We start from the raw sequence: 14,306 nt of genomic DNA, 5'->3' as shown, positions 1-14,306 counted from the left end.
CGGGTTCATCAGAAAAGGAAATGGGCAGCATCGTTTTGGAAGCCTCACTGGTTTTGCCTGTATTCCTGTTCTTTGTCATGTTCCTCATGTACATCGTACAGATGACGTTGGTATCGACAGCATTGCAGAGCACGGCAGGAGAGGCAGTAAAGCAGTTATCCACGAAAATATATCCGGTCTCTCTTGTATTCAGCCCCTCTGATTCCGCAGGTAGTGGAGGCTCGGAGAGTGGATGGAAAATACCGGAGCTTTCACTGACGGAATGGGCCGAAGAGTGTGCCTCTTCACTGCCGGAGCCGCTAAGTGATTGGGTACGCGCAGCTGCTGCAAGAGGTGAACAACCGTTACAGGAGATCAAGACATCTGTTCTTGAGACTGTTCTTGATCCGACCGTTAAACCGCTGCTTGAGCCTTTTATCAATACTTCTGTACTGGATGTAGAGCGAGTGCATGTTAATGGTGTTTCCATACCTGATCTCAAAAATAAAACGAATCCTTACTTCAGGCTTGAATTGAGCTATGAATTGCCTGTTAAAGTTCCCTTTCTAGGGAAGTCTTTACGCATTCAAGCGGCTGCGGCAGAACGGGTATGGATTGGAGATACCGGAGAAGGCTCCAACAGTAGTGGGGGAGACACGGATTCAGCTGGAGCAGCAACCGTACTATCCAAGCCGGAGCCAGCATACATAGGCAACAACGCGACAATTAAGGTTCAAGTGGAGCCCGGAGCTACAGCTAACTTAACGATATTTTACAAGTCCGGTGAAAGTTCAGCCAAACATATCGGGTGGGCGACTGCTGACGAAAATGGTGTGATTGAGTGGAACTGGTTTGTTGGTACACGTACAACGGAAGGCACATGGACATTTGTGGTAGAGACTGCGGATGGTGCCAAGACGGTGACCGAGTTTAATGTGGCTTCCAGAAAATAAGGAAGGAGATGGTGGAGGTGGAGTGGTTTTACCTGGCCTGTAGTCTGTATGTGATTGCTGCTTTTGTTACAGACGTTCGTTCGATGAAAATACCAAATCGTTTAACCTTACCAGTGACTGTCGCGGGAGTGCTGGCCCATATCATCTGGGGAGGATGGGAGGGTTTTTTGTTCTCCGCAGCCGGATTCGCGATGGGGTTTGGTGTCTTATTTCTAATGTATCTAATCGGCGCAGTGGGTGCGGGAGATGTAAAATTGTTTGGAGGAATTGGAGCTTGGACAGGACTGGCCTTTGGTGTTCACGTTATTATTTACTCCGTTTTGTACGCAGGGGCAATTGGATTAGTCATTCTCTTATTTCGCAGGGATTCAGCGAAGCGGATTCGTGGCATGGCAGGAAATCTTGCTGGTTTCTTCATGCTTGGTTCGCTCAAACTGGTTAATCAGGAAAAGTCACTGAAGTTTCCTTTTATGCTGGCCGTATTGCCGGGATTCATTAGCGCCTATATCTACATGACTTAACTAAGCAATGGAAAGAGAGGATTGGCATGTATGGATTAACGAGAGATTTCATTCGAAACGGCGGATCATTTATGGTTTTGGAGAAAGCGGAAGGGCTGCGAATGGACGAACTGAGCCGTGTACAGATGGGTATGTTGTCTTCCAATCAAATTCCCCGTCTTCTTCCCGTTCATTTTCGAGAGGTAGACCGAAATGTAACGTTACAATATGATATTTCGGGATATAAGATGTTACCTCAAATGTTGAAATCAGGAAAAATGAAGCTGCGTGTGTTATATGGTCTATTGTTTCAGCTGGCAGATACGTTTACGGAATGTAGACAATATATGTTGGATTCACGTCAATTACAGATTCAGGAAGAGTACATATTCATTAATGGTTCACTTGAACTGGGGGAACTCGGTTTAGTATACATCCCGATTATCGATGCAGTTGAGGTCGATCCGACCCCTCAGCAATTCCGCGAACTGGTTATTAGGCTAATGGCCCATGTTCAGGAACTTCAGGGCGAAGGAATTCAGCGTGTCCTTCAACTATGTGACAGTGAACAATGGGATATCAGACAACTGCGTGAACTTTTGCTTGAATTATATGCAGATGAGCAGAGTGGTTCAGGCCAGGCATCGTTTATGTCTTCACGCGGGTCATCCGGCACAATTGACAGTCAATTTGGGATGCCACTTTCTGCAGTTCCAGAGCAGGGAAATGATCTATTTTCCAATAGAAATGGGCAAGATCAGTATCGTCAGTTGGATCGAAATGACGAAGCTGGGCAGCAGTTGAAATCAAATCATCAACCGAGGGAATCTAGAACGGAGGATGAAAAACCACTTAACAAACCCTTTTCAGGATTTTCCGGCAGACGTTCACTGATAGAGTCCTCATTGCAAGCGAAAGGTGTTACGACGAATCCGTCACAGCGCCAAACGTTTGATTCAATACAGGACGATGATATGGAAAAGGATGAGAAGGACAAGAAGCAGAATTCTTCCAAAACGACCTATATCATTCTGGGCTGTATGATTGCCATGGCGCTGGTATGGAGATTCATCTATATGGAGCAACCAGGGCAGACACAAATGATTCTATCTGCAGCATTAAGTGCTGGGTTGCTTGGGATCGCGGGTTGGGTATGGGTGACCAAAGGGGAATTCGGAAATTCGAAATCCAATTTGCTACGCAGAAAGATGCCGAATGAAGAATATACAGATGGCGACTTACAAGAGGGCTCTACCAATAAGAGATCTGCTTTTTTTGGATTGGGAAGAGGCAAAGATAAGCAGAAAGAAAGCGAAGAAGAGATGTTTCAGGAGAGCTGGCGTTGGAATGCATCTGAAATGTCACCAGAAGGTAACACCTATGGACAAGGTTACACGAGTCAACAGAGCTCTGGTGATATGCAAAGTTCTGAATCAGGACGGGGGCATTCTTTTGAATCTAGGTCATCTGTAGCAGGGAATTCTCGCTTTCAAAATCTACATGTACCATCTGAAGTATCTGATGAACCTTTTGTTCAGCATACTGTCGAATCCATGGCTGCAACATCGGAACTTGTCCGTCATCATGCGGCGGCTGATGCAACTGTAAACCTGCAAAGTGTTGCTGGCGGAAGCATTACAGGAGCAGGTCCAGTAGCACCTTCTTTTTATCTTGAACGTAGATCAGCAACAGGGGACAAAAATGAACGGATGGATGTCCGTGGAGCATCGTTTGTTATTGGCCGATCGGCGGACATGGTCCAGTGGGTAGATTCAGCAACCGGTGTGTCCCGTGCTCATGTGGAATTGAGCCGGAACAAATCCGGCTATGTTATTAAGGACTTGGGTTCTGTGAATGGAACCATTCTCAAAGGCGATGTTCTTGCTCCGTACAAAGAATATCCACTGGAAGATGGAGATACCTTTACGTTGGCTGAGTCTGTTTACACGTATCGATCAGTCGGATAGACCCCGGTGTTTTAGATCTTCCAATGCATCGGTTAATGTAGGGAAGGTGAACTGAAATCCGTGATCCAACGCTTTTTGTGGGATAACCCGCTGTCCCTGAAGCAGCACGACAGAGAGTTCACCGACCAGTGTTTTGATCAGAATTCCGGGTACGGGGAACCAGTGCGGACGATTATACACTTTGCCTACCGTACGTCCGAATTCATCGTTGGTTACCGGGTTGGGCGAAGAGGCGTTCACCGGACCGGAGATTTCTTTATTTTGGATCGTGAAATCAATCAAACGCACAATATCCATAATATGAATCCAACTGGTCCACTGTTTGCCACTTCCCACCCTGCCCCCAACACCAAGCATATAAGGCAGTTTCATTAATGGAAAAGCACCTTTTTTATGACCAAGCACGAGGCTAACGCGGATTTTCACGAGTCTCACATGTTTGATGGCATCAGCAGCAACTTCCCATTGTTGAGAAACGCGGGATGGGAAATTCACCGATTTTTGAGGACTGCTCTCATCAAATGTTTCTGTGGGAGAGGTCCCATAGATCGCCATGGCAGAAGCCTGTACGACAACCTCCGGTTTGTGTTCCAACGAATCTACCAATTTGGCTACGCGCGCTACTGTAGTCACTCTGGATTCAACGATCTCCAGTTTCGCTTTGGTTGTCCAACGTTGATTCAACGTTTCTCCGGCGAGATTCACCAAGGCATCCATTCCTTCCAGCAAATGAGGCTGTTCCTCTACCTGTTCCCATGAGATATAAGTAAGGTTTTGGCTGGGATTATGTAAATTCGGCAATTTACGTGTAATAACTTTCACATGATGGCCTGCCTGAAGCCAGTAATCAACGAGTGCTCCTCCGACAAAACCGGTACCTCCGCAAATCGCAATCTTCATCATGGCGACCTCCTTGTTATTTTGACTATGCTAACATGTAATATTGGATCGACAAACAGCCCCGGGCGGTAAGCATTACCTTGCTGGGTATAACTTACCTGACGGAGCATGTTTGAATATGTAAGCCTAGTACATGTTAATGTTCGGTTCGGCTGAATTCATTGATCTATTTATTCATCAAATGTTTATAAGGCGAATAGTCAATTTGGTTTTTCTCCAGAAATTTCACCAGAAACTTATTATCCCGCTTCGGTGTGGCTATAATGTATCCTTTAATGCAATGATCTCTGGATACTTCAGGTGCATTATTTTCGTACGCAATTTTGCCGATTTCTGCTGCGATGGAATGTTTGGCGATATCTCGAAATGGGCCGGGAACAGGTTCTACAAGTTGGTCCAGAAAAGCTTTTGCTTCATCTGTCCATAAATGACGGCTGGTTTCAACCCAGTGGTTCTGCCAATCGAGTTTGGACTTCCCGTCTGCCTTCGGAAGCACTTTCAAAAACTTGCGCATCATAAAAAATCCGCCAACACACATACTTCCAAGCAAAAGAACGGTCCAGAATGCGATCGTGTTCATAAACCAATTGCTGGGGGAACTACTAGTAAACGTCCAAGCGTAGGAGCCGAAAATCATTGCGGAGTCACCTCGGTTTATTGATTTTCACGGAAAGACGGATTCCGCCCACCCATGTTCCAAATTACAGCTGTAAAAAATAGCCTATATCCCGAATTATAGCGCATTTCTAGATTTATTTCGATAATCGCGTTAGAATAAGGGATAATTCAGAAAAAGGGGGATTAATGATGCTTAAAATCGGCTCCCATGTGTCCTTTTCGGACAAGGGATTATTGAGTGCAACGAAGGAAGCGTCCTCGTACGGTTCCAGTTCGTTTATGATATATACGGGTGCACCGCAAAATACCCGCCGCAAGCCTATTGAGTCCATGTTTATTGAGGAAGGCAAGCTTGCGATGCAAGAGGGCGGAATGGAAGATATCGTTGTCCATGCGCCATACATTATTAACCTAGGATCATACAAAGAAAACACGTATGAGCTAGCCGTAAGTTTCCTTCAGGAAGAGATTCGTCGCACACATGCGATTGGTGTCAAAAATATCGTGCTGCATCCCGGCGCATTTACGGATAAGGATGCTCACTACGGCATCGGACGTATTGCTGAAGGCTTGAATGAAGTGCTGGACGGAGTGAAGGAGACGGATGTGAATATCGCTCTGGAAACGATGGCTGGTAAAGGAACTGAAATGGGCCGCAGTTTTGAAGAAATTGCTCAGATCATGGAGAAGGTCACACACAATGAACGCCTTACTGTGTGTATGGATACATGTCACATTCACGATGCGGGTTATGATATCGTGAACGACTTGGACGGTGTTCTTGAACAATTTGATCGTACGGTAGGGCTTGACCGCATTGCCGTAATGCATATTAATGATAGTAAGAACCCTGTGGGTGCGCACAAGGACCGTCATACACCGATTGGATCCGGCTGGATTGGTTTTGATGCGATTAACCGTATCGTGCATCACGAGGCTCTTCAAGGGCGTCCGTTTATTTTGGAAACGCCTTGGATTGGTAAAGAAGCCAAAACTCAGCGTCCTATGTATGAAGCAGAGATTGCATTGCTTCGCGGGGATGTTGCTGGTCGATTTGGTCCTGAGTTCCTGACTGAAGTGGAACAATTGCATCATTTCTTCAAAGGAAAAGAGATTGAGTCCCGTTCATATGTTCTGGATATCTGGACATTGCTCAAGAATGATGCCAAAGCGAAGAAAGCCGATCCACGTGAGCCGTTGGAACGTCTGTATGACCTCGTGGCTGAAGCCGCATTGTTCCCGCATTTGAATGAAGAACAACTGAATCATCGTTTGATCGCCTGGCTTGCAGGCAAAGAAATTTTTGTCACGGCCTAGTTGAAGGAGGAAAAATAACCCGATGGAGATTCACGCTAAACAAGTACGCCCTGATGTTAAAAACCGCGCCGATCGGGCGCGGATGCTCATTTCCTGTCCGGATGGACCGGGAATTGTTGCCGCAGTATCCCATTTCTTGCACCAGCATGGTGCAAACATTGTACAGTCGGACCAATACACAATGGACCCGGCTGGCGGCATGTTTTTTATGCGGATTGAGTTCGATCTTCCACAATTATCGTTGAACCTGCCTAAGCTGGAAGCTGATTTCGAAGAAGTGGCAAACCGTTTCAAAATGGATTGGAGTCTTTCTGCGGTTAGCCGCAAGAAGAAACTTGCTATCTTTGTATCCAAGGAGGATCACTGTCTGGTTGAGCTGTTGTGGCAATGGCAGGCTGGCGATCTGGATGCAGACATCGCGCTTGTTGTGAGCAATCATCTGGATATGAAGGATTATGTAGAATCATTTGGCATTCCTTATCATCATATTCCGGTTACAGCGGATACGAAGAAGGAAGCGGAACAACGTCAGTTGGACGTCATCGGTAATGATATCGACGTGATTATTCTTGCGCGCTACATGCAGATCATTTCTCCGATGTTCATTGAGCATTACCGCAATCGTATTATTAACATTCATCACTCGTTTCTGCCTGCCTTTGTTGGCGGTAAACCGTATGCCCAAGCGTACAACCGAGGTGTCAAAATTATCGGTGCGACGGCTCACTATGTTACGGAAGAGCTGGATGGCGGACCAATCATTGAGCAGGACGTTCAGCGTGTAAGCCATGGGGATGATGTAACTGAGTTAAAACGCATTGGACGTACCATTGAGCGTGTAGTTCTTGCTCGTGCTGTGAAATGGCATGTTGAAGATCGTGTACTGGTTCATGAAAATAAAACCGTTGTGTTTTAAGCTAATGCTTTAATACTGCGCAAGGTTGATTCGGAAAGATATAGTTCAGTTCTAATCCGAAAAAAGAGAAGGCGATTCCCTATTCATGTCTGAACGGGGGATCGCCTTTTTGGTCTTGCTTCTGGCTATGCTTCCACAGATGACCGCATACCCCAACGACCACGCCAAATAACAGATGCCCTGCCAGCCAGTAAAGTATCGCATTTATATCATATAGATCAGGCACACGGCTCGACAGCTGGGAGAGCGGGATATACAGCAGGGAAGAGATAATGCCGATCAGGACGCCTTTGGCTATAGGATAACCTGAACGCTGAATCCACCATGTGTAGAAGATACCAAAAATTATGGAAACGATAAGATGTAGCATAAATTCGATGTATTCAGGTAATGTAGGCGGAAGCCATGGAACAAAATCAATGTTCAGAAGCAAGGTGTAGACTTTTTCACCAGTGTAAGTCTGAATAGCCTTTAAAAAGAACCCAAGCACCATTCCAGATGTAAGACCTGTTAAAATCCCGGCTTTCCAGGGTAATATGTGCTTTAGCGAATTTGTTGACTTAGCCAAATGTTTCGGCATATGTGAATCCTCCTTTCCATATGAAGTACAGCCTGATGTACACAAAAATCCGATTTTTCCAATCATGATCAAGGACCATTATATGCAAAATCAACTTCGATATCTAAAAAGAGTATGGTTTTCCGCTTAAAGGTTATACTTCATCCGATGGATTTGCGATGCTGGCTGAACTAGAAGATATGCTGAAATGCTCAGTAGGACACTCTTTTTACGCAACTGGAAGCAAATTCCTCGTCATAAACAGCCGAATTTTCCCGATCTTCTAAAAGAAGGTTATGGAAAACCTTCACGCCAAGTGATACAATACAAAAGTGAATAAGTCAAAATGAAACACTCAAGCGGATTCACTTATTGTGAAATTCGGTTTGCTTGTATGATGAGAGGGATTCGCTTGCGCAACCCGACTTATCTAAAGACATGAGGAGGACAAACCATGACTGACAAGAACGAAGCGATTCAAAAGGAAGAGAACAACACCATCGACAACCTGTCGATCACTACCGTACGTACACTGGCGATTGATGCAATCGAGAAGGCAAATTCCGGACACCCGGGAATGCCTATGGGCTCTGCTCCAATGGGGTACCAACTTTTTGCAAAAACGATGACACATAACCCGGACCACCCAACTTGGGTTAACCGGGACCGTTTTGTTCTGTCCGCAGGACATGGCTCCATGTTGCTGTACAGCTTGCTTCACCTGAGCGGGTATGACCTGCCTATGGAACAATTGAAACAGTTCCGCCAATGGGGAAGCAAAACGCCGGGTCACCCGGAATTCGGACATACTGCAGGCGTTGACGCAACAACTGGGCCACTGGGCCAAGGTATTGCAATGGCTGTAGGTATGGCTATGGCTGAAGCTCAACTGAGCGCAACATATAATAAAGACAAATTCAACGTAATCGACCACCACACTTACGCAATCTGTGGTGACGGTGACTTGATGGAAGGCGTATCCCATGAATCAGCTTCCCTGGCTGGACGTTTGCACCTGGGCAAATTGATCATGTTGTTCGACTCCAATGACATCACTTTGGATGGTAAATTGAACCTGTCTTCTTCTGAAAGCATTGCGAAGCGTTTTGAAGCTTACGGCTGGCAAGTGCTGCGTGTTGAAGATGGTAACGATCTGCCTGCAATCCAAAAAGCAATTGAGGAAGGTCAAGCAGATACGCTTCGTCCTACACTGATTGAAGTTAAAACTGTAATTGGTTACGGTAGCCCGAACAAACAAGGTAAAGGCGGCCACGGCGGTACTCACGGATCTCCACTGGGTTCAGACGAAGCCAAATTGACTAAAGAGTTTTACAAATGGGTTTACGAGGAAGATTTCCACGTTCCAACTGAAGTTCGCGAACACTTTGCACAAGTGAAAGATCGTGGTATCTCTGCAAACAAAGCATGGGACGAGAAGTTTGCTGAGTACAAAAAAGCATTCCCTGAGCTGGCAGCTCAATTCGAAACGGCAATCAATGGCGACCTTCCAGAAGGTTGGGATCGCGATCTGCCTAAATATGCAGCAACAGACAAAGCTGTATCCACTCGTGTAGCATCCGGTAATGCCCTGAACGGTTTGGCTCATAACGTGCCACAACTGACAGGTGGATCTGCTGACCTGGAAAGCTCCACAATGACTCACTTGAACAACCTGGAGAACTTCTCACCTGAAGATTACTCCGGTCGCAACATCTACTTCGGTATCCGTGAATTCGGTATGGCTGGAGCAATGAACGGTATGGCACTGCACAGTGGTGTGAAAGTATTCGGAGGTACATTCTTCGTATTTACAGACTACTTGCGTCCAGCTGTTCGTCTGGCTGCCCTGATGGGTCTGCCTGTAACGTACGTACTGACTCACGACAGTATCGCTGTTGGTGAAGACGGTCCTACTCACGAACCAATCGAGCAATTGGCATCCCTGCGTATCATTCCTAACCTGACAGTTATTCGTCCGGCTGACGGTAATGAAACTTCTGCAGCATGGGCTTATGCGCTTGAGAACAAGAGCAACCCGGTTGCACTCGTACTCACTCGTCAAAACTTGCCGATTCTGGAAGGTACCGTTGAAGGTTCCCGTGAAAACGTGAAACGTGGTGCGTATGTTGTCTCTGATGCAAAAGAAGGCAAAGCTGTTGCCCAAATCATCGCTACAGGTTCCGAAGTGCAACTGGCTGTCAGAGCCCAAGCAGCACTTGCTGAACAAGGCATCCAAGTTCGTGTAATCAGCATGCCGAGCTGGGATCTATTCGAGAAACAGGACAAAGCGTACAAAGAATCCGTCCTGCTTCCAGATGTTAAAGCTCGTCTGGCGATTGAAATGGCTCACCCAATGGGTTGGGAAAAATATGTCGGCGACCAAGGCGACATTCTCGGAATCAACACATTTGGTGCATCCGCGCCTGGCGACCGTGTTATCCAAGAGTATGGCTTCACTGTGGAAAACGTGGTTAGTCGCGTAAAAGCATTGCTGTAATTGCTTGAAAAATGCTGCAGGAGGGACAGTTAATTTCTGTCCTGCCGAGCAGCAAGTGAATTCCGGCAGAGAATGGGTGGACAACCACCCTGATCTGTTTTGCCTTTTGTTTTTATTAACTTCAGGGGGAGCGGGTACGCATGTCACAGTTTGATCAAGTCAGTGTAGTGAAAGAGGCCAACATTTATTATGAGGGCCAGGTAACGAGCAGAACAGTTATTTTGGGGGATGGCAGCAAGGTGACTCTGGGTATTATGCTTCCAGGCAGTTATGAGTTCGGTACAGATTCCCGTGAAATTATGGAGATTCTGTCCGGCGATCTGAGAGTATTACTTCCCGGAGAAGAAGATTGGCAAGAGATTCAAGGTCAAGCTACGTTCCACGTGCCTGCCGAATCCAAATTTAAACTGGAGATACGCAGCGTTACCGACTACTGCTGTTCGTACCCGGCGGAATAATACAAGAAGGGTAACCAGAACCGCGACACGCGGATTCGGTTAACCCTTTTTGCTTCTTAAACTCTAACGACAAAGTTCGTGCTGCAAGCTTGTCAGCCCTGTGGATTTGAAGTATCCTTAGGCTAAGTTGTTTAGAATGGAAAACGGAAAAAAATACGCTACCGATATCAGGAGGTTTTATAGATCATGGCAAAAAAAGTGAAGTTTGACTACAGCACTGCCCTGCAATTCGTCAATCAGCATGAAGTGGACTATTTCGCTGAACCGATTCGTTTGGCTCACGAGCAGCTCCACAACGGAACGGGAACCGGATCGGATTATCTGGGCTGGATCGACCTGCCTACCGCTTATGACAAAGAAGAGTTCTCCCGTATTCAAAAAGCTGCTGCTAAAATCCAAAGCGATTCTGAAGTACTGATCGTTATCGGTATTGGTGGATCATACCTTGGTGCACGTGCAGCGATTGAGATGCTTACGCACTCTTTCTACAACAATCTGCCTAAAGACAAACGCAAAACGCCTGAAATCTACTTTGCAGGAAACAACATTAGCTCCACGTATGTAACTCATTTGCTGGATCTGGTTGAAGGCAAAGACTTCTCCGTTAACGTTATCTCCAAATCCGGTACAACAACGGAGCCAGCGATTGCTTTCCGTATCTTCCGTGCAGCACTGGAGAAAAAATACGGTAAAGAAGAAGCTCGCAAACGTATCTATGCTACAACAGATAAAGAGCGCGGCGCACTGAAAAAACTGGCGAATGAAGAAGGTTATGAATCCTTCATTATCCCGGATGATGTAGGTGGACGTTACTCCGTTCTGACGGCTGTAGGTTTGCTGCCAATCGCAGCCGCTGGCATCAGCATCGAAGAAATGATGCAAGGTGCGGCTGACGCTTCCAAAGAATACAGCAACCCGAACGTAGCTGAGAACGAAGCTTATCAATATGCAGCTGTTCGTAACGCACTGTATCGCAAAGGTAAAGGAACAGAAATCCTCGTGAACTACGAGCCCTCCTTGCACTTTGTATCCGAATGGTGGAAACAGCTTTACGGAGAGAGTGAAGGTAAAGACTATAAAGGGATTTATCCTGCATCCGTTGATTTCTCGACTGACTTGCACTCCATGGGTCAATTCATTCAAGAGGGTAGCCGGAACATCTTCGAAACAGTGATTCAGGTTGCTGAAGTATCGGAGCATATTTCGATCGAAGCGGATCCAGATGATCTGGATGGTCTGAATTTCCTTGAAGGTAAAACGATGGACTTTGTTAACAAAAAAGCGTTCCAAGGAACACTGCTTGCACACACAGATGGTCAAGTACCAAACTTGATTGTGAACATTCCAGATATGTCTCCATATTCTTTCGGATATCTGGTATACTTCTTTGAAAAAGCATGCGGCATTAGTGGTTACCTACTGGGAGTCAATCCATTTGACCAACCAGGCGTGGAAGCTTACAAGAAAAATATGTTCGCTTTGCTGGGCAAACCAGGCTTTGAAGAAGAGAAAGCAGCGCTTGAAGCGAGACTTTCCGAATAATTCATCGGTCTGCTCATATAGTTAAATAAGGTAATGTAATTACATTCGGGGAGTCATTGTGAAGCAATGGTTTCCCGGATGTTAAACCAAGGCAGTTCGTCCGCGTGCGCGCGGGGAACTGCTTTCTTGTAAAATGGATCAAATTGGTGGAAAGTTGGATAGGGATGATTGAACGTTATCGCACGGTTCGAGGACCGGGCAATCTGGAAATTGTAATCAAAAAGTCGCGATTTATCGGTCACATTATGCCGGTCACGACAGAAGAAGAAGCCAACGCTTTTATTGATGAAATCAAGAAAAAACATTGGAATGCTACTCATAACTGCTCCGCATACATGATTGGTGAGCGGGATGAGATCCAGAAGCAATCCGATGATGGTGAACCAAGCGGAACCGCTGGAAAACCGATTCTTGAAGTCATCAAAAATCAGCAATTGAAAAATGTGGCTATCGTTGTTACACGTTACTTTGGGGGAATTATGCTTGGAGCCGGTGGGTTAATTCGTGCTTATACGGATGGAGCAGTTGCAGCCATAGAAGCCGGGGAAGCGATTACCAAAGTACTCCATCGTGAAGTGTTTGTTGAACTGGATTATACATGGCTGGGCAAAGTGGAAAATGAATTAAGGAGCCGGGAAGTCCGTACAGGTGAAACTGGGTTCACCGATAAGGTTACGTTGACTTGTCTTCCGCCGGATAGTGAAACCGAGGCATTTGTGGCCTGGATCACAGATTTGACGCAAGGGCAATCCCGGATCACGGAGGGACAGCGGCTTTATTTTATTGAAGGGGAATAAAATATATGGCTAGAAGAGCAGTCGAACAGGAGTTGTCGAGGGAGCGGATACTGGAGGCGGCGAGGCATCTTTTTATTACCAAAGGATACCGTGCCATTTCGATGCGAAGCATCGGCCAGCATCTGGGCTATAGTCATGGGTCGCTGTATTATCATTTTAAGGAAAAGGCAGAGCTGTTTTATGCCATCGTGGTTGAAGATTTCAATCATCTGGGGCATTTGCTGCTGCAAGCCATGGTCAGGCCAGTCATGGGCGGCGTGAGCAAGGTGGAGCATATCATGATGGAGTTTATTCGTTTTGGTTTGGAGAATCCGTATCAGTACGAGATCATGTTCATGATTCGGGATGAGGAATTGCTATCGTATTGTCGTACGGAGCAAGGAAGATGCTTTGAATTGTTTGCCTCTATTATTCGGCAATACATGAATGAAGAGGGCTGTACGGAAGAGGATATTCAATGTGTACCACGTACGCTGTTTTTGTCCATGCACGGATTCATATCGTATTATATTCAGGACCGTTTAACCTTTGCAGAGATTGAATCGGCTGCGTTATCTCATGTCAAAGTACTCTGCCGTAATCTCCAACACCAGCCTGGCGTCCAATAAGGCGCTTTTGTCGCACTCCACACTTCAGGGCGGTGAATTGTCATAACATTAATTCTTTATAACGTTGTCTCGCGAAAGTTTTGGCGCGAAGAAGACCATGACAGGCGGGTTACATCCCTAAAAGAGGGTGGACCGCCTGTTTGTTTTTTATTTCCATGGATGGCGAATCATTAGAAATGAGGTGAAATGGAGCTAACCTTCCATGATTTTAAGGAAATATTCCCGCTGACGAGGACCATCAAATTCACAAAAATAGATGCCTTGCCATCTGCCAAGCAGTAATCTGCCCTCATGTATAATCACTGTTTGTGATGGTCCGGTTGTGATCGATTTCAAGTGAGAAGCCGTATTTCCTTCAGCATGCCGATATTCGGGATGTTTCCAAGGATACACTTCGTTCAGACGAAACAGTACATCATGTTTGACATCAGGGTCTGCATTTTCATTAATTGCAATACCTGCTGTCGTATGTGGACAATAAATCAATACAGTCCCATTCTGCACACCGCTGTCACGGACAACCTGCTCTACCTCCCGCGTAATATCCTTCATCTCATCTCGTCGGGATGTCGATAAATTCTTCGTATATAACATATTGCTCCACTCCTTTGCTCCACATTTTGTCCTCTAGATTGTACCTTAACCACAACATACCAAACAAATCTCGTATTACGATGTTATAACAATTACACGAT

General features: G+C 45.9%; 14 protein-coding genes. 10 read left to right on the top strand and 4 right to left on the bottom strand.

Annotated features, from left to right (window positions below):
* Positions 1-20 precede the first annotated feature (20 nt).
* Genes MHB84_RS05950 through MHB84_RS05940 form a run of 3 tightly spaced genes read left to right on the top strand, consistent with a single transcriptional unit; the run spans position 21 to position 3,399 of the window.
* A complete protein-coding gene (locus MHB84_RS05950; protein WP_445322122.1) occupies positions 21-932 on the top strand; it encodes a pilus assembly protein in 912 nt (303 codons plus the stop codon).
* A gap of 8 nt (positions 933-940) precedes the next feature.
* Complete coding sequence (locus MHB84_RS05945) at positions 941-1,453, top strand: A24 family peptidase (RefSeq protein ID WP_076291727.1); 513 nt, start codon at positions 941-943, stop codon at positions 1,451-1,453.
* 26 nt (positions 1,454-1,479) lie between these two features.
* Positions 1,480-3,399: a DUF6382 domain-containing protein gene (locus MHB84_RS05940; protein ID WP_076291728.1), complete on the top strand. Its 1,920-nt coding sequence runs from the start codon at positions 1,480-1,482 to the stop codon at positions 3,397-3,399.
* Here MHB84_RS05940 and MHB84_RS05935 read toward each other — a convergent pair.
* Both MHB84_RS05935 and MHB84_RS05930 read right to left on the bottom strand, forming a co-directional pair.
* Complete coding sequence (locus MHB84_RS05935) at positions 3,388-4,299, bottom strand: TIGR01777 family oxidoreductase (protein ID WP_076291729.1); 912 nt, start codon at positions 4,297-4,299, stop codon at positions 3,388-3,390. The two genes, MHB84_RS05940 and MHB84_RS05935, sit on opposite strands and share 12 nt — an antisense overlap.
* A gap of 166 nt (positions 4,300-4,465) precedes the next feature.
* The gene (locus tag MHB84_RS05930; protein ID WP_076291730.1) at positions 4,466-4,936 is read right to left on the bottom strand and encodes a DUF2621 domain-containing protein; all 471 of its coding nucleotides are present in this window, start codon (positions 4,934-4,936) and stop codon (positions 4,466-4,468) included.
* A gap of 170 nt (positions 4,937-5,106) precedes the next feature.
* Between MHB84_RS05930 and MHB84_RS05925 the strand changes: the two genes are divergently transcribed.
* Both MHB84_RS05925 and purU read left to right on the top strand, forming a co-directional pair.
* Positions 5,107-6,234 carry a deoxyribonuclease IV gene (locus tag MHB84_RS05925; RefSeq protein WP_076291731.1) on the top strand — a complete coding sequence of 376 codons (1,128 nt, stop codon included), beginning with the start codon at positions 5,107-5,109 and terminating at the stop codon, positions 6,232-6,234.
* A gap of 22 nt (positions 6,235-6,256) precedes the next feature.
* The gene (purU, locus tag MHB84_RS05920; RefSeq protein ID WP_063564406.1) at positions 6,257-7,150 is read left to right on the top strand and encodes a formyltetrahydrofolate deformylase; all 894 of its coding nucleotides are present in this window, start codon (positions 6,257-6,259) and stop codon (positions 7,148-7,150) included.
* Positions 7,151-7,229: 79 nt separating this feature from the next.
* Here purU and MHB84_RS05915 read toward each other — a convergent pair whose 3' ends face one another.
* A complete protein-coding gene (locus MHB84_RS05915) occupies positions 7,230-7,730 on the bottom strand; it encodes a hypothetical protein (RefSeq protein WP_076291732.1) in 501 nt (166 codons plus the stop codon).
* A 433-nt stretch (positions 7,731-8,163) separates the two neighbouring features.
* Here MHB84_RS05915 and tkt point away from each other — a divergent pair, with 433 nt between their 5' ends.
* The 5 genes from tkt (at position 8,164) to MHB84_RS05890 (ending at position 13,611) form a co-directional block, all read left to right on the top strand.
* Positions 8,164-10,206 carry a transketolase gene (gene tkt / locus MHB84_RS05910; protein ID WP_076291733.1) on the top strand — a complete coding sequence of 681 codons (2,043 nt, stop codon included), beginning with the start codon at positions 8,164-8,166 and terminating at the stop codon, positions 10,204-10,206.
* 140 nt (positions 10,207-10,346) lie between these two features.
* A complete protein-coding gene (gene ppnP / locus MHB84_RS05905; RefSeq protein WP_053781719.1) occupies positions 10,347-10,664 on the top strand; it encodes a pyrimidine/purine nucleoside phosphorylase in 318 nt (105 codons plus the stop codon).
* A gap of 186 nt (positions 10,665-10,850) precedes the next feature.
* Positions 10,851-12,206 (top strand): glucose-6-phosphate isomerase, encoded by a 1,356-nt coding sequence (locus MHB84_RS05900; RefSeq protein WP_076291734.1) that lies wholly within the window; start codon positions 10,851-10,853, stop codon positions 12,204-12,206.
* A gap of 164 nt (positions 12,207-12,370) precedes the next feature.
* Positions 12,371-13,003, top strand: a complete 633-nt coding sequence (locus MHB84_RS05895; protein WP_072734274.1) for a YigZ family protein — start codon at positions 12,371-12,373, stop codon at positions 13,001-13,003.
* Between the two features lie 5 nt (positions 13,004-13,008).
* Positions 13,009-13,611 carry a TetR/AcrR family transcriptional regulator gene (locus MHB84_RS05890; protein WP_063564400.1) on the top strand — a complete coding sequence of 201 codons (603 nt, stop codon included), beginning with the start codon at positions 13,009-13,011 and terminating at the stop codon, positions 13,609-13,611.
* Positions 13,612-13,803: 192 nt separating this feature from the next.
* On the opposite strand, the gene MHB84_RS05885 is transcribed toward MHB84_RS05890, so the two are convergent.
* Positions 13,804-14,205 (bottom strand): secondary thiamine-phosphate synthase enzyme YjbQ, encoded by a 402-nt coding sequence (locus MHB84_RS05885; protein WP_076291735.1) that lies wholly within the window; start codon positions 14,203-14,205, stop codon positions 13,804-13,806.
* Between the last annotated feature and the right edge of the window lie 101 nt (positions 14,206-14,306).

It is taken from the genome of Paenibacillus sp. FSL F4-0087 (genome assembly GCF_038020215.1).
In the GTDB taxonomy this organism is placed as follows: domain Bacteria; phylum Bacillota; class Bacilli; order Paenibacillales; family Paenibacillaceae; genus Paenibacillus; species Paenibacillus taichungensis.
The sequence above is the reverse complement of the archived record's forward strand: the minus strand, read 5'-3'. Positions and strand labels throughout refer to the sequence as shown.